21 protein-coding genes and 1 riboswitch are annotated in these 21,496 nt (G+C 41.6%); of the genes, 16 read left to right on the forward strand and 5 right to left on the reverse strand.

The window, feature by feature from the left end; genetic code table 11:
• Positions 1-63: 63 nt before the first annotated feature.
• On the reverse strand, positions 64-1,341 hold the full coding sequence (locus NST39_RS02400) for an Nramp family divalent metal transporter (RefSeq protein ID WP_065097557.1): 1,278 nt from the start codon (positions 1,339-1,341) through the stop codon (positions 64-66).
• Between the two features lie 223 nt (positions 1,342-1,564).
• Positions 1,565-1,825 (reverse strand): GlsB/YeaQ/YmgE family stress response membrane protein, encoded by a 261-nt coding sequence (locus tag NST39_RS02405; RefSeq protein ID WP_003214275.1) that lies wholly within the window; start codon positions 1,823-1,825, stop codon positions 1,565-1,567.
• A 157-nt stretch (positions 1,826-1,982) separates the two neighbouring features.
• Here NST39_RS02405 and NST39_RS02410 point away from each other — a divergent pair, with 157 nt between their 5' ends.
• The gene (locus NST39_RS02410; RefSeq protein ID WP_126741652.1) at positions 1,983-2,813 is read left to right on the forward strand and encodes an EcsC family protein; all 831 of its coding nucleotides are present in this window, start codon (positions 1,983-1,985) and stop codon (positions 2,811-2,813) included.
• Between the two features lie 25 nt (positions 2,814-2,838).
• On the opposite strand, the gene NST39_RS02415 is transcribed toward NST39_RS02410, so the two are convergent.
• Positions 2,839-3,936, reverse strand: coding sequence for a DctP family TRAP transporter solute-binding subunit (locus NST39_RS02415; RefSeq protein WP_268507518.1), 1,098 nt, complete (start codon positions 3,934-3,936; stop codon positions 2,839-2,841).
• 68 nt (positions 3,937-4,004) lie between these two features.
• On the opposite strand from NST39_RS02415, the gene NST39_RS02420 reads away from it, so the two are divergent.
• The 8 genes from NST39_RS02420 to NST39_RS02455 all read left to right on the forward strand — a co-directional run bounded on the left by NST39_RS02420 (position 4,005) and on the right by NST39_RS02455 (position 12,695).
• Positions 4,005-5,624: an ATP-binding protein gene (locus NST39_RS02420; RefSeq protein ID WP_426551724.1), complete on the forward strand. Its 1,620-nt coding sequence runs from the start codon at positions 4,005-4,007 to the stop codon at positions 5,622-5,624.
• Positions 5,621-6,304, forward strand: coding sequence for a response regulator (locus tag NST39_RS02425; protein ID WP_126741650.1), 684 nt, complete (start codon positions 5,621-5,623; stop codon positions 6,302-6,304). The genes NST39_RS02420 and NST39_RS02425 overlap by 4 nt, the downstream gene beginning before the upstream one ends.
• A 124-nt stretch (positions 6,305-6,428) precedes the next feature.
• Positions 6,429-7,697: a C4-dicarboxylate transporter DctP gene (gene dctP / locus NST39_RS02430; RefSeq protein ID WP_341026812.1), complete on the forward strand. Its 1,269-nt coding sequence runs from the start codon at positions 6,429-6,431 to the stop codon at positions 7,695-7,697.
• Between the two features lie 208 nt (positions 7,698-7,905).
• Positions 7,906-8,928, forward strand: a complete 1,023-nt coding sequence (locus tag NST39_RS02435; protein WP_341026813.1) for an AI-2E family transporter — start codon at positions 7,906-7,908, stop codon at positions 8,926-8,928.
• Between the two features lie 63 nt (positions 8,929-8,991).
• A riboswitch (cyclic di-AMP (ydaO/yuaA leader) is annotated at positions 8,992-9,124 on the forward strand.
• A gap of 78 nt (positions 9,125-9,202) precedes the next feature.
• Positions 9,203-10,444 carry a dicarboxylate/amino acid:cation symporter gene (locus tag NST39_RS02440; protein ID WP_341026814.1) on the forward strand — a complete coding sequence of 414 codons (1,242 nt, stop codon included), beginning with the start codon at positions 9,203-9,205 and terminating at the stop codon, positions 10,442-10,444.
• A 126-nt stretch (positions 10,445-10,570) separates the two neighbouring features.
• Positions 10,571-11,497 carry an ABC transporter ATP-binding protein gene (locus NST39_RS02445; protein ID WP_341026816.1) on the forward strand — a complete coding sequence of 309 codons (927 nt, stop codon included), beginning with the start codon at positions 10,571-10,573 and terminating at the stop codon, positions 11,495-11,497.
• Positions 11,475-12,242: an ABC transporter permease gene (locus tag NST39_RS02450; RefSeq protein ID WP_341026818.1), complete on the forward strand. Its 768-nt coding sequence runs from the start codon at positions 11,475-11,477 to the stop codon at positions 12,240-12,242. The genes NST39_RS02445 and NST39_RS02450 overlap by 23 nt, the downstream gene beginning before the upstream one ends.
• A 117-nt stretch (positions 12,243-12,359) precedes the next feature.
• Positions 12,360-12,695, forward strand: coding sequence for a hypothetical protein (locus NST39_RS02455; protein ID WP_003214381.1), 336 nt, complete (start codon positions 12,360-12,362; stop codon positions 12,693-12,695).
• Positions 12,696-12,794: 99 nt separating this feature from the next.
• On the opposite strand, the gene fbpB is transcribed toward NST39_RS02455, so the two are convergent.
• Entirely contained in the window at positions 12,795-12,944 is a 150-nt protein-coding gene (fbpB, locus tag NST39_RS02460; RefSeq protein WP_065097549.1) for a Fur-regulated basic protein FbpB, read from the reverse strand.
• Between the two features lie 345 nt (positions 12,945-13,289).
• Entirely contained in the window at positions 13,290-13,610 is a 321-nt protein-coding gene (locus NST39_RS02465) for a thioredoxin family protein (RefSeq protein WP_034663973.1), read from the reverse strand.
• 183 nt (positions 13,611-13,793) lie between these two features.
• Here NST39_RS02465 and NST39_RS02470 point away from each other — a divergent pair, with 183 nt between their 5' ends.
• The 7 genes from NST39_RS02470 to NST39_RS02500 all read left to right on the forward strand — a co-directional run bounded on the left by NST39_RS02470 (position 13,794) and on the right by NST39_RS02500 (position 21,445).
• Positions 13,794-14,876, forward strand: a complete 1,083-nt coding sequence (locus NST39_RS02470) for a D-alanine--D-alanine ligase (RefSeq protein ID WP_044140559.1) — start codon at positions 13,794-13,796, stop codon at positions 14,874-14,876.
• Positions 14,877-14,957: 81 nt separating this feature from the next.
• A complete protein-coding gene (locus NST39_RS02475; protein ID WP_278177902.1) occupies positions 14,958-16,322 on the forward strand; it encodes a UDP-N-acetylmuramoyl-tripeptide--D-alanyl-D-alanine ligase in 1,365 nt (454 codons plus the stop codon).
• Positions 16,323-16,349: 27 nt separating this feature from the next.
• The gene (locus tag NST39_RS02480) at positions 16,350-17,042 is read left to right on the forward strand and encodes an alpha/beta hydrolase (protein ID WP_341026821.1); all 693 of its coding nucleotides are present in this window, start codon (positions 16,350-16,352) and stop codon (positions 17,040-17,042) included.
• Positions 17,043-17,169: 127 nt separating this feature from the next.
• A complete protein-coding gene (locus NST39_RS02485; RefSeq protein WP_341026824.1) occupies positions 17,170-17,508 on the forward strand; it encodes a n-acetylglutamate synthase in 339 nt (112 codons plus the stop codon).
• A gap of 165 nt (positions 17,509-17,673) precedes the next feature.
• Positions 17,674-19,164, forward strand: a complete 1,491-nt coding sequence (gene cshA / locus NST39_RS02490; protein WP_044140562.1) for a degradosome RNA helicase CshA — start codon at positions 17,674-17,676, stop codon at positions 19,162-19,164.
• Positions 19,165-19,476: 312 nt separating this feature from the next.
• A complete protein-coding gene (locus NST39_RS02495; RefSeq protein ID WP_126741644.1) occupies positions 19,477-19,956 on the forward strand; it encodes a PH domain-containing protein in 480 nt (159 codons plus the stop codon).
• Positions 19,946-21,445, forward strand: a complete 1,500-nt coding sequence (locus NST39_RS02500) for a PH domain-containing protein (protein WP_341026826.1) — start codon at positions 19,946-19,948, stop codon at positions 21,443-21,445. Before NST39_RS02495 ends, NST39_RS02500 begins: the two co-directional genes overlap by 11 nt.
• The last annotated feature ends 51 nt before the right edge of the window (positions 21,446-21,496 follow it).

Below are 21,496 nucleotides of genomic sequence, written 5' to 3' on the forward strand. Positions count from 1 at the left end.
CATCCTCTCAGGGGAATTCTACCATAACCAAATGGAAAGAAAAAGACAGCTCAACACTGTCTTTTACATAAACGTATCTACAATTAAGAAGAGATTAAGTGCTACAACAAGAGCTGCTATCACCCAAGATATTCCTGTCACCCAGCGGGCATTCGTTAATTCACCCATAATTCGTTTTTTACTTGTAAATAAAATGAGCGGAATTAAAGCAAAAGCAATCCCAAACGATAAGACGACCTGACTCATCACAAGCGCAGAGGTCGGATTCACTCCAGATGCAATAATCGCAATAGGAGGAATGATGGTAATCAGCCGGCGAACATACAGCGGGATCCGGTATTGAATAAAGCCCCGCATAATGATATCGCCTGACAATGTACCGACAGAAGAGCTGGATAGTCCGGCTACAAGCAGACCTACACCAAATAAGATGGCTGATACAGGCCCTGCGAGTGTACCAAAATGCTGAAACGCAACATCCAAATCTTCAACAAAGAGGCCATTTTTATAAAATAAAGCGGCTGCCACAATCAACATGCTGGCATTGATGGCCCCGGCGACGATCATCGCAATGAGGATATCTAAAAACTCAAAGCGAAAAATCTGCTTTTTCTCCTTTTCCGTTCTGCCGACGACTCTTCTTTGGGTTAAAGCTGAATGTAAGTAGATTGCGTGAGGCATTACAGTAGCACCTAAAATTCCAGCTGCAAGCAGCACGCTGTCTGCGCCATCAAATTTTGGAATGAACAGTCCGCCAGCGACACTTGCGATATCTGGTTTGGCGACAAAGGTTTGTACAGCGAAAGCGATCACGACAACGAACAACATGCCTGTAATACCTGCTTCTAATGCTCGATACCCTCGTCTTTGCAGCTCCAATATCGCAAATGAACCGATAGCCGCGATAATGGATGCTTCAAGCAGCGGGATTCGAAAGAGCAAGTATAAACCAAGTGCCGCCCCGATAAACTCAGCTAAATCCGTGGCAATAATGACGAGCTCTCCCTGAATCCATAAACCAATCGAAACGGGCTTTGGAAACTCTTCACGTGCGATTTCAGGTAAGTTTTTGCCTGTCGCAATTCCAAGCTTTGCGGATAAAGACTGGATGAGCAAAGCCATGAGATTTGATATGAGAATGACCCATAAAAGGAGATATCCATATTTGGAGCCAGCCGCAATGTTGGTGGCGAAATTTCCTGGATCAATATAAGCAATGGCTGCGATAAAAGCAGGACCGAGAAAAGGAAGGAGTCTTCTAAATCCCTTGACTTTTCCTTCAAGTGCACGCTCAGCTGCCTCTGACATGTGTGCCTGTGCCTCGATGTATTTGTTTGTCATATGTCATCACCTAGATTCTACAAAGTTTTGCTTGGGCACAAAATGTTTCCTTGATGCAATTTTTAATCATCATATGCCCATCTTCATGAAAAGTCAACTATCTGAACTAATAGGTTTGTTTATCATATGTAAGTGAAAAAAATAGATACCTTGTCAATCCAACACATAAAAAACACCGCCTTTATAGACGGTGTCCCTACTGCTTCCTCTGTTATTTGTTTTTTTAAGATACCCTTGATCCCACACTACGGAAGATCAGGCTTAAGATGATGACAAAGATCGCTGCACCTAAGATTGCTGGAATGATCGCAAAGCCTGCCAAACTAGGACCCCACGTTCCAAGTAATCCATGACCAATCCAAGCACCTGCAAGTCCTGCAATCATTGAACCGATCCATCCTCCTGGTACACTACCTCCAGCGAGTGCACTGCCAATAAGGCCGATGACAATCGCCACAACTAATGAAATCAGAAATCCTAACATGTTGATCACTCCTCTTTTTGTTTGTGTATTAAGCAATAACCGTTTTGAAAAAGTTTCAAACCTTTCGAAACCGATTCAATGTTCTATACGTATGATGGAAAAGGATTGTGTATAATAACAAACAAATACTTCAGCAGCATCTAAGGAGGAAAAAGGCATGGAGGAAAGAGAGTGGCTAAAAGCACAATTAAAGCAGATTGAACAGTGGGAGAAAGATCAGCAAAAGGTATGGTTTTGGGAGAAACTCAGCCGCCTGCCATTTCAAATGCTGGACAAGCTGACGCCTGCCTTTATCCAAAAAAAAATCGGTGTGCTGCTAGATGAAATGGGGCATTACATTCAATCAGGCGGTGCCTATTTGACATCAGAAAAAGGCATCATCCATCAATTTCAAAAGAAATGTGCCGACGAATCGATTCAGCGTATAGAAGATATAGAAAAAGCTCCAATTGAAATCATGGATGCCATTAGTGAACATATGGGGAAAAATAGGACGAATCTCGCCACGGTACAAGGGGCGACAACGGGTGTCGGTGGTATGTTTACACTGGCTGCAGATATTCCTGCGGTACTTGGTCTCTCCCTTAAAACATTACAGGATATTGCTGTCACCTATGGCTATGATCCTAAAAACAAAGAAGAGCGGGTCTTCATCATAAAATGCTTGCAGCTGACCTCTGCTGATGTGGTTGGGAAGAAATCGATATTAAAAGAACTCAGGAGCTATCATGCTTCCGAAGGGAAACACGAAAACATGTTCTCACAAATCCAAGGATGGCGTGAGGTAGTCTATAATTACCGAGATTCATTTGGCTGGAAGAAACTATTTCAGCTTGTTCCCGTAGCAGGGATTTTATTTGGCGCAGTTTCCAACCGCTCACAACTAAAAAGTATTGCCGAAACAGGCATGATGCAATACCGAAAGCGAAGAATTGTCTCAAGACTAGAAGAGCTCACGCAGCAAGAACAGAGTGAATCTGGTGCATAAAAAATCCCTTTCTCAAAGGGATTTTTTATTTGGTCTTATCCTCTTCTTGAAAAGCATGGATTGGAGAATGTTCATAACGCGCACGCAACTCACGAATCTGTTTGATTAGGGTGGAACCAATGGTTTTTTCGGCTTCCTCATACAAAGGATCGAGGGCTTTCATCCATTTTTGTCTTTCTGCTGGCGTCAATTCATGAATGGCAATTGGCGATTCCCGTTTAATGTCCTCCAGTTGATCTTTGTTCATCTGTTCTGCATGTTTTTCATTCCAAGCTGTTGTTTCTTCCATAGCTTCAAGTAAAATTCGTTTCGTTTCAGGTGTCTGGCGATCAAAGAAGGATTGATCTGTTAAGACCACATAGCCCAAATACCCGTGATTACTAATCGTCATATAGTCTTGTATATGATAGAATTTTTTTGAATAAATATTTGAAATGGTATTTTCTTCACCATCTACTTTTTTTGTTTCTAATAGCTGAAACGTCGAATTAAACGATTCCTGATAGGGCTTTGCGCCAAGGAGTTTGAATTGTTTTTCAATCATGTCGCTTTGCATAATGCGGAGAGATTGGTTTTTTAAATCACTAGGCTGTTTGATCGGACCTTTATTAGAGGTGATTTGCTTAAAGCCATTTGTCCAATACGCCATTCCCTTTAGCCCGTCTTTTTGCAGGGTGCCAAATAATCTTTGTCCAATTGCACCGTGCAAGCCTTCTTGAACCGCATCATAATTAGAAAAAGCAAAGGGAAGGTCAAGTGCCAGCCACTCAGAGGATAGCATGCCGAGCTTCGAGGTAGATGGTGCGATAAATTGAACTTGATTCTCTTTGAGTGCATTAATTTCTTCTATATCAGAATAAAGACTTCCGTTGGAGAAAGTTTGAATGGTGATCTTCCCATCGGATTTTTCGTGCACAAGCTCAGCAAATTTCTTTGCGGCAAGTCCTTTTGGTGTATTATCTGCCACGACATGGCTAAATTTGAACACAAGTTGATCCTTCAGCCCTGTCTGTTCATCGTCAAAGGTCGTCGCTGCTTTTGGCATCATATGATAAAAACCAAAGTATAAAGCGGTTACAAAACCGATCAAGAGCAATAGTGTATAGGCGAGTAAATTCTTCATGCGTCCGATCCCCCTTAAGTCAAGCATACTTGACCGAGGAAGAATTCGTAAAGATACAGGTGAAAAAAATGATGAGAAATCGATTGAAATTACAACAATTATCTATTAGATGGAAGCTCACCATCCTCACATATTTCGTTGTCATTTTCGCCCTTTTAATCGGAGGAATTGTCCTTGTTGGGGGAATCCAGCAAACAGAGGAACGAGAGCTTCGAAAAAGGCTCATGAACACGGCGAGAACAGTTGCCGAGATGAATGAGGTAAAGCAGGCGTTAGCTGATCAAACAAAGGAACGTGACCGATTACAGCATGCCATCGAAGAGATTCGGATTATTCAAGACGCTGACTACATTGTCGTCATGGATATGGATCATTTGAGATTAACGCATCCAGTGAAAGCAAGGATTGGCCAGCGCTCGGAGGGGACAGATGAAGAGCCTGCTTTTGCCGAGCATATTTATTTCTCAGAAGCAGAGGGAGAGCTTGGGACCGCCATCAGAGCCTTTTATCCAGTGAAGGATGATCAATTTAATCAAACAGGGGTCGTCCTTGTAGGGAGAACACTGCCAAGTATGATCGATATATTAGGAGAAATGAAGCGGGATATCCTCATGATCCTTTTGCTAACGCTCAGCTTTGGGCTTGTAGGTTCATTTTTGCTTGCTCGTCATATTAAACAGCAAATGTTTAAGCTGGAGCCGCATGAGATTGTCAGAATGCTAGAGGAGCGCACCGCAACCTTTCACTCTATTAATGAAGGGGTCATCGCCATTGATAATCAGCACATGATCACCATTTTTAATGAAAAGGCGAAGCAAATCTTTGGCGTGATAGGGGATGTCGTAGGCCGGAATATTTGGGATGTGCTGTCTGACACAAGACTTCCAGAGATCATTGATCGCGCAGAACCCGTCTACAATGAAGAAATTCATATGAGCGGAAAGCGGATTATGAGCAGCCGGATTCCGATTGTCATGAAAAAGAAAATTATTGGAGCAGTCGCCATTTTTCAGGACCGGACAGAAGCGGCAAAATTGGCAGAGGAGCTAACCGGTGTTAAGAACTTTGTAGACGGTCTGCGGGTGCAAAATCATGAGCATATGAATAAGCTTCATACGATTGCCGGGCTGATTCAGCTTGGTAAACCCGATCAGGCACTCGATCTAGCCTTTCAAACGACGGAAGAGCAAGAACATGTGATGGACTTTCTTCACCGCGTCATTCAGCATGATGCCGTTGCGGGATTATTGATGAGTAAAATCAGAAGGGGCAAGGAGCTAGGCATAAAGGTCGAAGTAGATGAACATAGCTGTCTACGTGATTTCCCTGAGCGTCTAGATCAACATGATATGACGAAGCTGCTTGGCAACCTGATCGAGAATGCCTTTGCCTCCTATGATACTGTAGAAAGAGACACAAAACGCATTTCTATTAGTATTGATCAAACCGAGGATATCCTCGCGATTTTAATTGAAGACAACGGCTCCGGGATTGAAGAGGAAATGATTCCTTATATTTTCGATAAAGGCTTCACACACGGCAAAGAAGGCGGAACAGGCTATGGCCTGTATATTGTAAAAACGATTATCGACAAAGGGATGGGAAATGTAGAAGTTACATCAAGCATCGGCATTGGTACCACCTTCTCAATCGAATTCCCAATGATCATAGAGGAGAGAGACAGATGACTCAGATTAAGGTGCTATTAATTGAAGATGATCCGATGGTGCAAGAAGTGAATAAAGAGTTCATTAAGAGTGTTCCTGGCTTTCAAGTGGCGGCAGTCGCAGGTAATGGAGAGCAGGGCATCCAGCTCATCAAAGAAATTCATCCAGACCTTGTTGTCCTCGATGTATATATGCCAAAAAAAGATGGCGTGAAGACGCTTCAAGACATTAGAAAGCAAAAGATACAGGTGGATGTGATCGTTATTTCTGCGGCAAAGGACAAAGAGACCATTGGCATCATGCTTCAAAATGGCGCACGAGATTATATCATCAAGCCGTTTAAATTCGAACGTATGAAAGAATCACTTGAAAGCTATAAAGCGTTTAAATCTAAAATTCGTACAGCAACAGAATTTTCTCAAGAGATGCTGGATGATATCATACGAAAGCCTGCTGTTAAGCTGGAGGATACTTGGCTCCCTAAGGGGCTGAATGTGCATACGATGAATGAAATTAAAGCCTATATGGGCTTGCAGGAAGGCCCGCAGTCTGCAGAAGAAGTTGCCAATGCACTCGGCATTGCCCGTGTCACGGCACGCCGGTATTTAGACTTCTTAGTGAAAGAAGGCGAGCTGAAATTAGATATGCAATATGGCGGGGTAGGCCGGCCTGTCAATAAATATATCGTACATTCTGACTAAGAGACCAAAAAGACCAAAATGTACGATATGTTCATAAGCTTCACAGCCTTTGGTGAAACCGCTATCATTTAGCTACAGATAATAGTTAAGCGTTTACATCAAAGGGTGAGGGAGTTGATTTTTTATGAAGAGGCTTTTGAAGAACCTGACATTTCAGGTGATTGCAGCTGTCATTATCGGAATCATTGTCGGGATGGTTTGGCCAAACGTCGGAAAAGAAATGAAGCCGCTTGGTGACACCTTCATCAATGCCGTTAAAATGGTCATTGCACCAATTATTTTCTTAACCATTGTTCTTGGTATTGCCAAGATGGGGGATATGAAAAAGGTTGGAAAAGTTGGGGGAAAAGCATTTATTTATTTTGAAGTCGTCACGACGCTTGCTTTGGTCATCGGTCTTTTTGTCGTAAATATCATGAAGCCAGGTGCAGGTCTGGACTATAGCAAGCTTGAAAAAGGGGATGTTTCACAGTATACCCAAAATGGAGGACAGGGTATCGACTGGATGGAATTTGTCACACACATCGTGCCATCTAACATGGTAGATGCTTTTGCAAGGGGCGATATTTTACAGGTCTTATTCTTCTCTATTTTATTCGGTGTTGCGCTTGCTGCACTTGGCGAGAAGGGGAAAGGAATCATTGAGTGGCTTGATAAGCTGTCACTTGTTTTCTTTAAAATCATTGGCTATATTATGCGTGCTGCGCCGCTCGGTGCATTTGGGGCAATGGCCTATACAATCGGACACTTTGGTTTGGCATCGATTAAACCGCTCGCAAGTCTGATGCTCTCCGTTTATATGACCATGTTCCTGTTCATCTTCGTTGTGCTGAATATCATTTGTAAAATGTATGGCTTCAGCCTGTTCGGTTACTTGCGATTTATCAAGGATGAAATATTAATTGTTCTTGGCACAAGCTCATCAGAATCCGTACTGCCAAGAATGATGGATAAAATGGAACGCTACGGGTGCTCTAAGTCTGTTGTGGGTCTTGTCATCCCAACAGGGTATTCCTTTAACTTAGATGGAACCTCGATCTACTTATCGATGGCTGTGGTCTTTTTAGCGCAAGTGTTTGGTGTAGACTTGTCTATCGGCCAGCAGATCACCATTATCCTTGTTCTAATGCTCACATCAAAGGGAGCGGCTGGGGTGACAGGAAGCGGATTTATCGTGCTGGCTTCTACACTCGCTGCACTACAGGTCATTCCGCTAGAGGGGCTTGCACTTCTGCTTGGAGTAGATCGATTCATGAGCGAAGGAAGAGCTATCACAAATCTCATTGGAAATGGAATCGCGACAATTGTTGTGGCGAAAAGTGAAGGGGAATTTGACGAAGCGAAGAGCAAAACAGCCCTTCAAGAAATGCGAAATATGAAGCAAGCTGTATAGTATAAAAACAACCAAAAACCGAAACCTTATGTCTACATGGGGTTCGGTTTTTTCTTGTGCTGAAAAGAAAAAACATTAAAGCTTGATAAATTTAGGGCGAATCGTAAGACCTCATTGACCTTTTATTATATAATTTACAGAAAGATCCGATATAATGTATATCAGATCCGATAAAAATAGACTTTAGTCCTGGCAGGTGTGTAACGTAATGGCGGCATTTTTAAAATTGTTCGAAAAACCCGGTGTTAAGCGGTTTTCTGTATTTGTAGTATTAGCGACAGCCTTATATCTATTAAGAGGAATGATGAATTTAATTCTCTTGACCTTCATATTCACCTTTTTAATGAATCGGTTAGAAGAGGTCATTAGAGGCTTTTTAAGTCACTTCCTAAAAATAGGGCAGAAATCTGTTATTACCCTTTTGTATATTCTTTTGGCTGGTGGATTGACGTTTGGTGGATTCGTGTTTGTGCCAATCATCGCCAAGCAGGTGGAACAGCTATTTCATTTAGGAAAGAAAATTGCAGATCATCCACAAGATTTACCCTTCTTTGATGTCATCACGAACGTATTCGGAGATTTTAAAATATCAGCTTACTTTGAGAAAGGGTTTAATTTCCTCTATACATACTTAACAGATTTCAGTACGTTCAGTATCCAGGTCATGATGTCCTTAATATTAAGCATGTTCTTCCTGTTCGAAAAGGAACGCCTCATTCAATTCATGAACAAGTTCAAAACGAGTAAAATCTCTGTGTTCTATCATGAAATCGCCTTCTTTGGACGTAAATTCTCCAGAACGTTTGGAAAAGTACTCGAAGCACAGTTTATTATTGCAACTGTTAACTGTGTCTTAACAACCATTGCGCTAGGCATTATGGGATTCCCGCAATTATTTGGATTAGCGGTCATGGTCTTTTTGCTAGGCTTAATCCCAGTGGCAGGTGTGGTCATCTCACTTATTCCACTCAGCATCATTGCGTATACGCTTGGAGGCGGCATGTATGTCCTGTATATCGTGCTTGTGATCGTCATCATCCATGCGATTGAAGCCTACTTCTTAAACCCAAAGCTCATGTCAGCAAAAACAGAACTCCCTATTTTCTTCACATTTATTGTGCTGATCTTCTCTGAACACTACATCGGCATTTGGGGACTGATTATTGGTATCCCGATCTTTGTGTTCATTTTAGATATTTTGGAGGTCACGAATAAGGAAGAAAGTAATTAAAAAGTTCATATGAACCTGTTTACAATTTTCCGAAAATAAGGTATAAATAGTATGAAAATATCATATTACCACACGCTTAATCCTTCTAAAGGAATGGGGGACCCATGTTTTTGGGGTGAATTTTTCTCTGTGAGAAAAAAGGACATCTCTTCGTCCTAACCCGTCAGCTAACCTCATCGGCGTGAAGAGAGTAAACAGTGGTACGTGTATGGAAACAAAGACCCACGAGAAAACTCTCTTGTGGGTCTTTTTTGATGAGGAAGGGGAGAGTTTATTGAAGCTAGCGACGAAAATTATTATTGCCTTGTTTGTAGGTGCAATCACAGGACTATTGCTTAACATTTTTGCTCCAAATGTATTCAAAGTGTTAGACCCTTATCTATTTACGCCTCTAGGTCAAATCTTCTTAAATCTGATTAAAATGTTAGTGGTGCCGATCGTATTCTTTTCCATCACACTAGGTGTAGCAGGTCTCGGAGATCCAAAAAAACTAGGCCGTATTGGAGCAAAAAGCATCTTATATTTTCTACTGACCACAACCTTCGCTATTATCATTGCAATGTCATTAGCATTATTAATCAAACCGGGTTCCTTTGGTTCATTCGATACTAAAGGGGCAGAATACGAACCTCAAGAAGCACCATCTACAACAGACACTTTATTAAACATCATTCCATCAAATCCAGTTCAATCTTTAGTCGAAGGAAATATGCTGCAAATCATTGTCTTCTGTGTATTCTTAGGACTAGGAATTGCAGTGCTAGGCAAAAAAACAGAAGGATTACTCAAAATATTAGAACAAGGCAATGAACTCATGATGTACCTTGTAGGAGTGGTCATGAAATTTGCTCCATACGGGACATTTGGCTTAATTGTGACAGCTATCGGGAGTCAAGGTCTTGAAGCTATTAAAGCCATGGGGCTGTATTTTACAGTCGTATTAGTAGCACTATTGGTGCATTTCTTTCTCACATATGGCTCAACTTTGGCTTTATTTGCAAAACGAAATCCATTTACATTCTTTAAAGACTTTTCGCCTGCGATGGTCGTAGCCTTTAGTACGTCTAGCAGTAGTGCGGTTCTCCCTATATCTATGGAAACCGCTCAAAAGAAATTGAAAGTACCTGAGCCGATTTCTAGTTTCGTGCAGCCTTTAGGCGCTACGATCAATATGGATGGAACAGCCATTATGCAAGGGGTTGCAACCATCTTTATTGCACAAGTGTTTGGTGTGGAGTTAACGCTGATGCAAATGCTCACAGTTGTATTAACCGCCGTATTAGCCAGTATCGGGACAGCTGGTGTACCAGGAGTAGGCTTGATCATGCTCGCAATGGTATTGAATTCGGTTGGGCTTCCGGTTGAAGGCATTGCGCTCATCCTTGGCATAGACCGCTTATTAGATATGGCAAGAACCGTTGTCAATATTACAGGTGACGCCGCATGTGCGGTGATTGTGACAGAAACGGAGAAAAAACACGAGAAAGACGCAGCATCACCGAACTTATCCATGTAATGTAAAAGAAGGGCTGACTCGATCAGCCTTTTTTTCATGGAGTCCCTTGTCTTGCGTGATATACTTTTAACAGAATGAGCGGTCTTATTTGCCGTCAAAGGTTTTACATCAGAAGGAGGAGCCACGTTGGAGTCTGCTGTTTTAAAAGTAGAGAAAGTCGATAAACGAATTGGCCGGAAAATGATCTTACAAGATATATCTATAGAAATAGGGAATGGGGAAATCGTCGGCTTACTGGGACCAAATGGGTCTGGAAAAACAACCTTGATTCGTTTGATCGTTGGCTTGATGAAAAAAAACAATGGCCGAATCATGATCAATGGATATTCACAGGATGAGGATTTCCTACATGCGATGTCATCTGTTGGTGCAATCATAGAAAATCCCGAATTTTATTCTTATTTAACAGGCTTTGAAAACCTTGAACTGTATGCGGCGATGCACGATGCAGTGACGGAGGAACGAATGCAGGAAGTGGTGAAAAGAGTTCGTCTGGAGCACGCCATTCATCAAAAGGTGAAGACATATTCACTGGGGATGAAACAAAGGCTTGGGATTGCACAAGCCATATTACATCAGCCGAACCTGCTCATTTTAGACGAACCGACAAATGGACTTGATCCTGCAGGTATGAAGGAATTCAGGGAGCACTTGCAAACACTAGTAAGAGAAGAAGGAACGTCCGTATTATTTGCCACACATTTATTGCATGAGGTTGAAGAGTTATGTGACCGCATGATCATCATTCAAAAAGGACAGATTAAAGCTAGTGCCATGCTTCGAGACATAGAGGGGAAAGAACAGATGCTCATGAATATTCAGCCAGTGGAAAAGGCGGTTTCGTGGCTCGATACACATGCCTATACATATGAACGAAACGGAGCGCATGTATTACTTCAATTGAACAAAGACCAAGTGCCTGAGCTGAACAAACAGCTTGTTCTGGCTGGATTTGATGTACTTGAAATGACGCCTCAAAAGCCATCAATTGAAGAGGCATTTATGAAATGGACGGAAGGCGGGACGGCAGATGCTTCAACTCATCAAGAATGAGCATAAGAAAATGATGAGGAAAAAGATCACGTTCATTGGACTTGGATTGATCGTTGTGTTTCAATTGGCGATGGCTTTAGCGTTGAAACGAGTCATTTCCAGCTTTGGTGGACAAGACACTGTCGCCAATTATTTTGCTTATTCCACGAATGTCGTGTTTATTTTACAGGTGCTCGCAGTTGTCATTGGCGCGACCTTGATCTCAACAGAATTTCAAAAAAGGACGATCAAGTTTTTATTGATACGGCCCAAAACAAGGCTGCAAATTTTCCTGTCAAAATACATCACCCTTGTGCTTATAGTCATTTATTTGTTTGTTTTTTATTATGTCATTGCTTTCCTATTTGGCCTTATTTTCTTTGGTACTGCATTTGATGAAAGTACGGGACGATTATTTCAGCATACATTTGCTGTGATCGGATCTCAATGGGTGGAAGTGATCATGATGGCAAGTTTCGCTATTATGTGTTCCAGCTTGTTTAGGAACAGCCTCGTTGCGCTTGTGACCTCGTTTTTTGTTTTATATGTGGCTAAATCACTTGTGCCTATTATGTCTCTTTTAGAAAATCAGTGGGGGAAAATTCTGCTTTTTGCTAATACGGACTTTACTCAGTACAGCTTTCAAGGACCGCCGCCCTTCCAAGGCATGAGCCCTTTGTTTTCTCTATTTATGGTAGGGGCGCATTTTGTTTTCTTTGTTGGCACGGCTTGGGTTCTTTTTTGGAAGCGTGATGTAAATGTGTAAAAATTGTGTCAAATAACAAGAAAAATTCGTGACATCTTTGTGAAAACGAATCTGCATTTCACGATAACCGGCTGATTTTGTCTTATAATAAGAGGGAGTCTTGGAGGTGGCACTATCGTGAAAAATTTCATTACGGCTTTACCCATTTTGTTGCTGCTGTCGTTTTCGTTTGTGTCTTTTGCCTTCCAGTTTGATCATCTTATTTATTTCAGACTAGCGCTGGGAATCTTTTCGTTAGCGGGTCTTTTCTTTCTGTATACACTTAAAAGAAACATGAAATGGTTCATGGTTTATTTATATGCGAGCTGGATCATTCTTGCTGCTGTCACAACATTTGAGGAGCCTGTCTTTTCTCAGTTCTTCTTCGGTGGTTTAACAATGACCATGGGTTATCTCACATATATGCTCATTTATTTAGGAATGAAGCAGGACCGTGTAGCGAAATCACATTAAAACAAAAGCCGATAAAATCACAGCATAGATTTTATCGGCTTTTTTTGTTGTAAAAGACAAAAGAGAGGGGCAGCCAGCTTTGACTGCTCCCCCTTATGTTTATGATTCACGTCCAGCAACTGCAAGCTGCTTCTGATGCTTTTTGTCGATGGTTTCGTATATACTTTCCATCATTTTAGGATCGCGCATGATGGCTTTCTTGTTTTCTTCAATCAATTGCTGATACGTTTTGATTTTCTTCTTAGACATGTGACTCATCGCTCCTTTATAAGAATAAACGTCTATAGGATTCCGTATAGATGAAATTGATAATCATTTTCAATTAGCACCTCTATTATACAAAGCGCGATGCCGGAAGTAAAGATTATATTCAGAAAATTCACGTAATCGACAAATTCGAAGCCTAGTCGACGCTCATTCTTTCCCAGGAAATAATTCCTGTCATTTCATGTCGTAAGAGAAGCATCTATATAAAACATTCTTTCGCTCATTGAAACGTTTTGACTGAACAATTCGTCTTATCAAAGATTTGATGTAAGAGATGGAGAAAAAAAGACACCAGCAAGTGTTTGCTGATGTCCTTCGTTTCACGATTTAAGAAACGTGCCCTTGAAGAAACTCTGTCACTTCTTCAGGTGATTTTGCGTTTGCACTGTGTAAATGACCTGTTTTTTCGCCATTTTTGAAAATTAACAGGCTTGGAATACCCATGACCTGATACGTTTCTGCTAATTCAGGGAAATCATCTTTGTTTATTTCAAACCATTCATGGTGAGCATACGCCTCTAAGATGTCTGGAATGAACATGTCCATTCTTGTACAGTCAGGACACCATGTTGCAAAGAATTTAACGATGACTTCTTTGTCAGATTGAATGATTTCATTGAATTGTTCAGTACTTGTGATTTTTTTCAATTTGTCACAACTCCTTTTCAATGTCATTTTAATATAAAATAAAGGCGAATGACATACAAATGCTCGGGAGGCGCTTACAACTTTACAAATCATTTCAATTCCGTAACAACAAAAATTAATTAGAGCATTTTTGCTTGAAAGTGATAAGATAGTAAAGATGAATTTTAGTGGGGGGAGTATCCATTGAAAATAAGTTTAGGATTGATTTACGGCGGAAAGTCAGCCGAACATAATGTATCACTGCAAACAGCCCTTGCAGTTACAAAAGCACTTAACACTGAGAAGTTCGATATACATCCAATTTATATTACAGAAGAGGGCGAATGGCTAAGAGGAGAAAAACTCACTGAACCAGTATCAAACGTCAGAATGCTTCAATTTGAACAGAGCGCAAAGACGTTTTTACCAACTTCTTTAAATGAGAGCATGTTTCCACAGCCTGCATCCGCTGATGAGAAGATTGATGTTGTCTTCCCATTATTGCACGGGCCAAATGGTGAAGATGGAACGATGCAAGGATTACTTGAACTGCTAAATATCCCGTATGTCGGCAACGGCGTTCTTGCTTCTGCCGCGGGTATGGATAAAGTCATGATGAAAGATGTTTTTGCTCAAGCAGGACTTGCACAAGCAAAGCACCTTTCCTTCAATAAAAAAGACTATGAGAAAGCCACGGCAGACAGCTTAGAACAGGTGGAACAAGTACTTGGCTATCCATGCTTTGTGAAACCTGCCAACATGGGATCAAGTGTTGGAATAAGCAAATGCCGCAGCAAAGAAGAGCTGCAAACCGCATTCGACTTGGCTTTCCAATATGATCGTCGTGTGGTCGTAGAAGAAGGCGTTGTAGGAAGAGAAATCGAGATTGGTGTATTAGGAAATGACGAGCCGAAATGCTCTGTCGTTGGTGAAATTGCACCTAAAACAGATTTTTATGACTACAAAGCAAAATATGAAGATGGCGATACAGATTTGATCATTCCTGCGAGTGTGTCAGAAGATGAATACAAGACGATTCATGATATGGCGATTAAGGCATTTAAATCCCTAGACGGTTCTGGTCTTGTACGTGCAGACTTCTTCCTCACAGAAAAAGGCGAAGTGTTGATCAATGAAGTGAATACAATGCCTGGATTCACACCATTCAGTATGTTCCCGCTGCTTTGGAAGCACACTGGTGTAGAGTATCCAGAGCTAATTGAAAAGCTAGTGTCACTTGCAATTGAACGCCATCAAGAAAAACAAACCATTAAAACGACTTTTTAATGTGAGCAACTAGCAGACACTATCCTTAGGTAGTGTCTCTTTTCCTTCAAACGTGAAATGAGAAAGAGAGGCGAAAAAATCATGATCAAACGTACAGTGAATCAAATCGCCCAAATGGCTGGTGGGACACTATCTAATCAAGCTTTTGGCGAAGAGCAAATTTACGGAGTGACGACAGATACACGAAAAGTATCAAAAGGTGCATTGTTTATCCCCTTAATTGGAGAACATTTTAACGGTCACACATTTGCTTCTAAAGCAGTGGAGCTTGGAGCCGCAGCCGTTCTTTGGAATCAAAAAGAAGCCAATCCACCGTTCGGTGTACCTGTCATTCTTGTCGACGATACTCTGGCAGCACTTCAGCAATTGGCAAAATCATATTTAAAAGAAGAAAACCCTCGTGTTGTCGGTATTACAGGAAGTAATGGGAAAACGACAACGAAAGATATGATTCATTCCGTCTTACAAACAACGTATCAAGTTCATAAAACAGACGGTAACTTTAATAATCATATCGGTCTTCCGCTCACCATTCTTGCGATGCCAGAAGGTACAGAGATAGCTGTATTGGAGATGGGCATGAGTGCAAAAGGCGAGATCGAGTTCTTGTCAAACCTAGCTGAGCCTGATGCAGCAGTCATAACTAATATCGGAGAATCTCATATGCAAGATTTAGGATCAAGAGAAGCCATTGCTGATGCAAAATGTGAGATCACAAAAGGGCTAAAAGAGGATGGCACCTTTTATTATTTAGGAGATGAACCTTTGATCCGCGAGAGAGCGACTCTACTTTCGCAGCAAGTGAAAACCTTTGGAGAAGCAGAGGACTGTGATATCAAGGTAACGCATATCAACCAGCTTGCAGAAGGAACTGAATTTCAGGTCGAAGGGTATGCCCAGGGGTTTCTCATTCCTGTATTAGGGAAACATAATGTAAAGAATGCCCTTGCTGCCATTGCCATAGGCCAGCATTTCGGACTGAATGAAAGACAAATCGCCCAAGGACTCATGCAAACAAAGTTAACAGGAATGCGTCTTGAACTGTTTAAAACAGAAAAAGGAATCACTGTTATCAATGATGCGTATAATGCAAGCCCTACTTCCATGAAGGCTGCCATTGATCTTGTAGGAGATATGGACGGCTTCGCAAATCGCATTCTTGTCCTTGGAGACATGCTTGAGATGGGCAGCGAAGAAGAAACGTATCATTATGAACTAGGCCGCTATATCAAGCCTGAATTTATTGATCATGTGATGACGTATGGCCGCCTAGGTGAATTCATCGCTGAAGGAGCAAAGAAATCATTCGGTGACGCGCGCGTGTTCTCATTTATGGACAAAGAGGAACTGAAGAAAAAACTTGCTGACGTAGCAGGTCCTGACGATGTTGTTCTCGTCAAAGCCTCTCGCGGCATGAGATTAGAAGAAGTCATTACTGCACTATAAAAAGAGAGCGGCAAAGAAGGTGACAGAATGATTGGCTGTCTATGTATACATGGATTCACTGGCGCCCCCTATGAAGTGGAACCGCTAGCGCAATATTTAAAGCAGAAGACAGATTGGAACGTTCAGTCTGTCACGCTTCCGGGGCATGGAGATGAACTTCAACTAAAAGGCATTCTCTATCAAGAATGGATTGCGACAGCTGAATTAGAACTTCTTTCTCTTTACCGAACATGTGATACCATTTTTTTGATTGGGTTTTCTATGGGAGGAATGATTGCTTCTTATCTTGCAGCGAAGTATCCAGTTGCTCGTCTCGTCCTTTTAAGTGCTGCGGCGAAATATGTGAATCCAAAACAAATGATTCAAGACACAAGGCAGATGGTGAAGCAATCATTGTCTGGATTGATTGATACGAATCCTTTGTATGATAGATACCGTCATAAGCTAACGAGCACACCGCTGTCAGCCGCTGTAGAATTTATGAAGCTGGTGAAGCAAACGAAGAGCTCCCTTGAGAAGCTTCACCTCCCTGTGTTAATTGTTCAAGGGGAAAGCGATGGGATTGTGCCAGCTTCAAGTGCACAATTTATTGATCATCAAATCCCGTCTCGACAGAAAGAAATATTTTATTTACCTGACTGTAAACACCATGTTTGTCACGAGCCGTGTGCACAGCAATTGTTTGAAAAAGTAGAGAAATTTCTAAAAAAAACAATTTAATCTATAGAAAAGCGAAAATGTGGCTAAACTAATATAAATTGAATCCCACTTGTTAAAAATTGCATCATTTTTGTCGAATGAGTGACAAGCCTATGGTACAATAGGAAAGAAAAGGTGGCTGATTCGGTTGTTTCAATATGACGGAAAAACCTTTGTCCCGCAGTCTAATTCGAGTAACGGAGAAGTATCGGCAGGCACCATATTTCAATATCGTCAGGACGGGAATATATTAACGGGCACATATCAAGGCGGCAGTATTGTATCTGGTGTACTTGTAGGAACTGTAAATGAGGATGGAACACTTCATTTTAGGTACCACCATGTCAGCAAAGACGGTAGCATGAGAAGCGGGTCTTGCAATTCTACACCTAAGCAGTTGGATAACGGAAAAATTCAACTGTTCGAAAAGTGGAAATGGATGGATGGCGATCAAAGTGATGGTGAATCTGTCATTGTGGAACGGTAGATATATCCATTTCTGTCTTGTTGAAAAACAAATAGTGTAATGGTAAGATATAAGGTAGGGTAATTCGGGCTTTGTATATAATGGACCTGTCCTTTCGGGTAAGGGCAGTTTTTAATGATCATTCACGAGATTACTGAAACAGCAATTAGAAGGAGTTTGAATAATTTGACTATAACGTTTCAAGATTTTCAATTAAGCGAAAGTCTCATGAAAGCTATTAACCGCATGGGATTTGAAGAAGCGACACCGATTCAAGCGGAAACAATTCCTCTCGGTCTTCAGAATAAAGATGTCATTGGACAAGCACAAACAGGAACAGGAAAAACTGCAGCATTTGGTATTCCTCTTGTAGAAAAAATCGACCCAGCGTCTCCAAATATCCAAGCGATTATCATTGCGCCAACAAGAGAATTAGCGATTCAAGTATCTGAAGAGCTATATAAAATTGGCCAAGACAAGCGTGCGCGCGTACTTCCGATTTACGGTGGACAAGATATCAGCCGCCAAATCCGTTCGCTCAAGAAAAATCCTCATATCATCGTAGGGACTCCAGGACGTTTACTCGATCACATTAACCGTCGTACAATGCGTCTTCAAAATGTTGAGACTGTTGTGCTTGATGAAGCAGACGAAATGTTAAACATGGGTTTCATCGAAGACATTGAATCGATCCTTTCAAATGTACCAAGTGAACACCAAACCCTTTTATTCTCTGCGACAATGCCTGCACCAATTAAGCGCATTGCGGAACGTTTCATGACCAACCCAGAACACGTAAAAGTAAAAGCGAAAGAAATGACTGTCTCTAACATCCAACAGTTCTACTTGGATATTCACGAACGTAAGAAGTTTGATACATTGACACGTCTTCTTGACATTCAATCACCTGAGCTTTCAATTGTCTTCGGTCGTACGAAACGCCGTGTTGACGAATTGTCAGAAGCGCTTAACCTTAGAGGTTATACAGCTGAAGGGATTCATGGTGACCTAACTCAAGCGAAACGTATGGTTGCGCTTCGCAAATTCAAAGAAGGTTCAATCGATGTGCTTGTAGCAACAGACGTTGCAGCACGTGGACTTGATATCTCAGGCGTAACACACGTGTATAACTTTGACGTACCACAAGATCCAGAGAGCTACGTCCACCGTATTGGACGTACAGGCCGTGCTGGACGTACAGGTATGGCGGTGACATTCATCACACCGCGTGAAAAAGATATGCTTCGTGCGATTGAGAAAACGACTAACCGTAAAATGGAACGTATGAAAGAACCAACTCTAGATGAAGCAATTGAAGGTCAACAGCAAGTAACCATTGATCGTCTGCGTACAATCATCAGTGAAAACAACTTAAACTTCTACATGACAGCTGCTGCTGAATTGCTAGAAGATCATGATTCTGTCACAGTGGTTGCGGCTGCCATCAAAATGATGACAAAAGAGCCAGATGCAACACCTGTTCGTTTGACAGATGAAGCACCAATGATTTCAAAACACAATCGTAACAACCGCAGCTCTTCTAAACGTAGAGACGGTGGCGGCGGAGGCGGCTATCGCGGGAAAAGCCGCTCATCTTACGGTGATAAAAAGCGCTCTTCAAATGACCGCAATCGTTCTTCTAGCGATCGTCGTCAAAAGAAATCTTATAATAGCTAATTCAAAAGCGAATCCTTTGCAGGATTCGCTTCAGCGTGTAGACAAACCCTCGCATTCGTTGTCAGGTCTGCGCGCTGGTGCTCACGAATGTTCAATTCGCTCCGCGCCAGTGCTAGCCCTTCCTAGACTTCAAAGGTTTTCTATCACGCTGAAAAGAAGACAAAGTGCTAAAATAAACATCATTTTAGCACTTTGTCAACAATCTAAAGCGAATCCTTTGCAGGGTTCGCTTTTTTTTTACAGGTTTGCTGAAACTTTTTAGGATTTGTTTCGTAATATATTGATAGAAAAGTAAGAGAATGGGGGAAGAATGTGAGAAAACAGCCGCAACGTCAAATTAGTTTAAATGGTTTAAAGGTATGGCGTCTTCAAAATGGGATTATCTCATTGATTTTCTTACTCATCATCATTGGGGTATTTGTTACTAGTTATTATCTTCAATGGCCATATTGGATTGGCGCCATCCTCGCCGGTTTATGGGTCTTACAGGTCATTTTTGGCATTTGGCTTATACCGAAAATCCGTCATCGCATCTGGCGCTACGAAGTATTCGAAAATGAAATTGAAATTCAGCATGGACTTATTCGCGTTACACGTGTGATTGTACCGATGGTTCGTGTCCAGCATGTCGATACATCACAAGGGCCGCTTTTAAGGCGCTACCGCTTGGCATCTGTTCAAATATCGACTGCTGCCACAGTTCATGATATACCGGCGCTAGAATTAGAAGAAGCAGATGAGCTTCGTGATTACATATCTCGTTTAGCAAGGGTGACGGAAGATGATGTCTGAACCAAAACGTGTACATCCAATCTCGATGTTCATTGATTTTATATCAGATGCCGTATCCATGGTCAAAAACTTCATTATCCCTTTTTTCGTGCTTATTTTTGTGAACTCGAACTCGAGCATTCGTTTTTATGCATTTATCATTCTTGGTGTGCTTCTTTTATGGAAAGCTGTTTCAACCGTTTTAGCATGGAGACGATTTACCTACCGGATGGAAGAGGATGAATTTCGCGTGGAATCGGGCGTCATCACAAAAAAGAAAAAATATATTTCGTTAGAACGAATTCAAACGGTGAATACAAGTGAAGGTATCTTCCAGCGGATTTTTGGTTTGGTGCGGGTTCAAATCGAAACGGCTGGCGGAACAGACGGACCGGAAGTGAGTCTGACGGCAATTACAAAAGCAGAAGCGGAACAATTAAAGCAATCGATTTTCAACCGGAAGAAAAGCTTGCAGCAAGAAGAAATGGTGGATGAAAATGGGGATGTCCCGCATGATCCTCTGACAGCGCAGCAACCTGTAGAAAAAGAAATCAATGTTTCCTACCGAATGGGTATACCCGAGCTGCTTTTGGCTGCGACCACTTCAAGCGGGATCGGAGTCATTATTTCTGGGTGTCTCGCCATTTACACACAAATAGATGAAATTCTTCCTTTGGACGGATTCTTCAAGCGGTTTTCTTTTTTAAGTCATGCGAGTGTTGAGATTTATGCGATTCTCATATTTATTGCCGTATTGATTGCGTGGATTCTTAGTGTTGGGGTAACATCCCTTCAATATGCAAATTTTACCGCAAAACGAAAAGGGAAAGACATCATCATCACAAGAGGGCTCATTGAGAGGCATCAAATGACCATTCCACTTGCGAGAATTCAAGCAGTGAAAATCAAAGAAAATGTTCTCCGTGAACCCTTTGGCTTTGCGACGGTGATGCTTGTGAGTGCAGGAGGTTCTATTACAGAAAAAGAAACCTCTTCCGTCTTATTTCCACTGATTCGGAAGAAAAAAATCAACGAACTGCTCTCTCAATTCACAGATGATTATCATTTGGAGCCAGAAGCTGAACTGAAAAAGGTGCCAAAGCGTTCACTCAAGCGCTATCTGATCTCTTTCGGCTTTGTACCATTACTTGTCGGCGTGATCCTATCTGTCCGTTTCCCGCCATGGGGGTATTTGGCACTCATTCCGCTTCCTATTGCTTTGGTTTTTGGCTATTTAGCTTATAAACAATCAGGCTATACGATCAAAGATCCATTGATTCAACTGACATCAAGAGGCATTGGCAAAACCACCGGCATTGTCTTGAGAAAACGAATGCAAAACTATACGATGACGCAATCTTTCTTCCAAAAGAAAGGCCGAGTGGCGAGTATTCACACCTTTGTGAAATCCTCTGCGCTGCTTGATTCCTTTGGTGTGCATCACCTTGAGGAAGAAGATGCAGCACGTGTAATGGATTGGTATTCATATGAAAAAAATAAATCTTCTTAAACAAAAAATGTCGATCCGCTTCCTGTTCATAGGAGTGATCGACATTTTTTA

The organism is Bacillus sp. FSL W8-0645, from assembly GCF_038007905.1.
GTDB lineage: Bacteria > Bacillota > Bacilli > Bacillales > Bacillaceae > Bacillus > Bacillus pumilus.

What these genes read in the sequence shown, in the direction of transcription:
- NST39_RS02475 (WP_278177902.1), top strand. Translation starts at nt 14,958, where the DNA reads ATGATCAAACGTACAGTGAATCAAATCGCCCAAATGGCTGGTGGGACA.
- NST39_RS02435 (WP_341026813.1), top strand. Translation starts at nt 7,906, where the DNA reads ATGGCGGCATTTTTAAAATTGTTCGAAAAACCCGGTGTTAAGCGGTTT.
- NST39_RS02410 (WP_126741652.1), top strand. Translation starts at nt 1,983, where the DNA reads ATGGAGGAAAGAGAGTGGCTAAAAGCACAATTAAAGCAGATTGAACAG.
- NST39_RS02425 (WP_126741650.1), top strand. Translation starts at nt 5,621, where the DNA reads ATGACTCAGATTAAGGTGCTATTAATTGAAGATGATCCGATGGTGCAA.
- NST39_RS02450 (WP_341026818.1), top strand. Translation starts at nt 11,475, where the DNA reads ATGCTTCAACTCATCAAGAATGAGCATAAGAAAATGATGAGGAAAAAG.
- NST39_RS02500 (WP_341026826.1), top strand. Translation starts at nt 19,946, where the DNA reads ATGATGTCTGAACCAAAACGTGTACATCCAATCTCGATGTTCATTGAT.
- NST39_RS02480 (WP_341026821.1), top strand. Translation starts at nt 16,350, where the DNA reads ATGATTGGCTGTCTATGTATACATGGATTCACTGGCGCCCCCTATGAA.
- dctP (WP_341026812.1), top strand. Translation starts at nt 6,429, where the DNA reads ATGAAGAGGCTTTTGAAGAACCTGACATTTCAGGTGATTGCAGCTGTC.
- fbpB (WP_065097549.1), bottom strand. Translation starts at nt 12,944, where the DNA reads ATGTCTAAGAAGAAAATCAAAACGTATCAGCAATTGATTGAAGAAAAC.
- NST39_RS02405 (WP_003214275.1), bottom strand. Translation starts at nt 1,825, where the DNA reads ATGTTAGGATTTCTGATTTCATTAGTTGTGGCGATTGTCATCGGCCTT.
- NST39_RS02420 (WP_426551724.1), top strand. Translation starts at nt 4,005, where the DNA reads ATGATGAGAAATCGATTGAAATTACAACAATTATCTATTAGATGGAAG.
- NST39_RS02415 (WP_268507518.1), bottom strand. Translation starts at nt 3,936, where the DNA reads ATGAAGAATTTACTCGCCTATACACTATTGCTCTTGATCGGTTTTGTA.
- NST39_RS02400 (WP_065097557.1), bottom strand. Translation starts at nt 1,341, where the DNA reads ATGACAAACAAATACATCGAGGCACAGGCACACATGTCAGAGGCAGCT.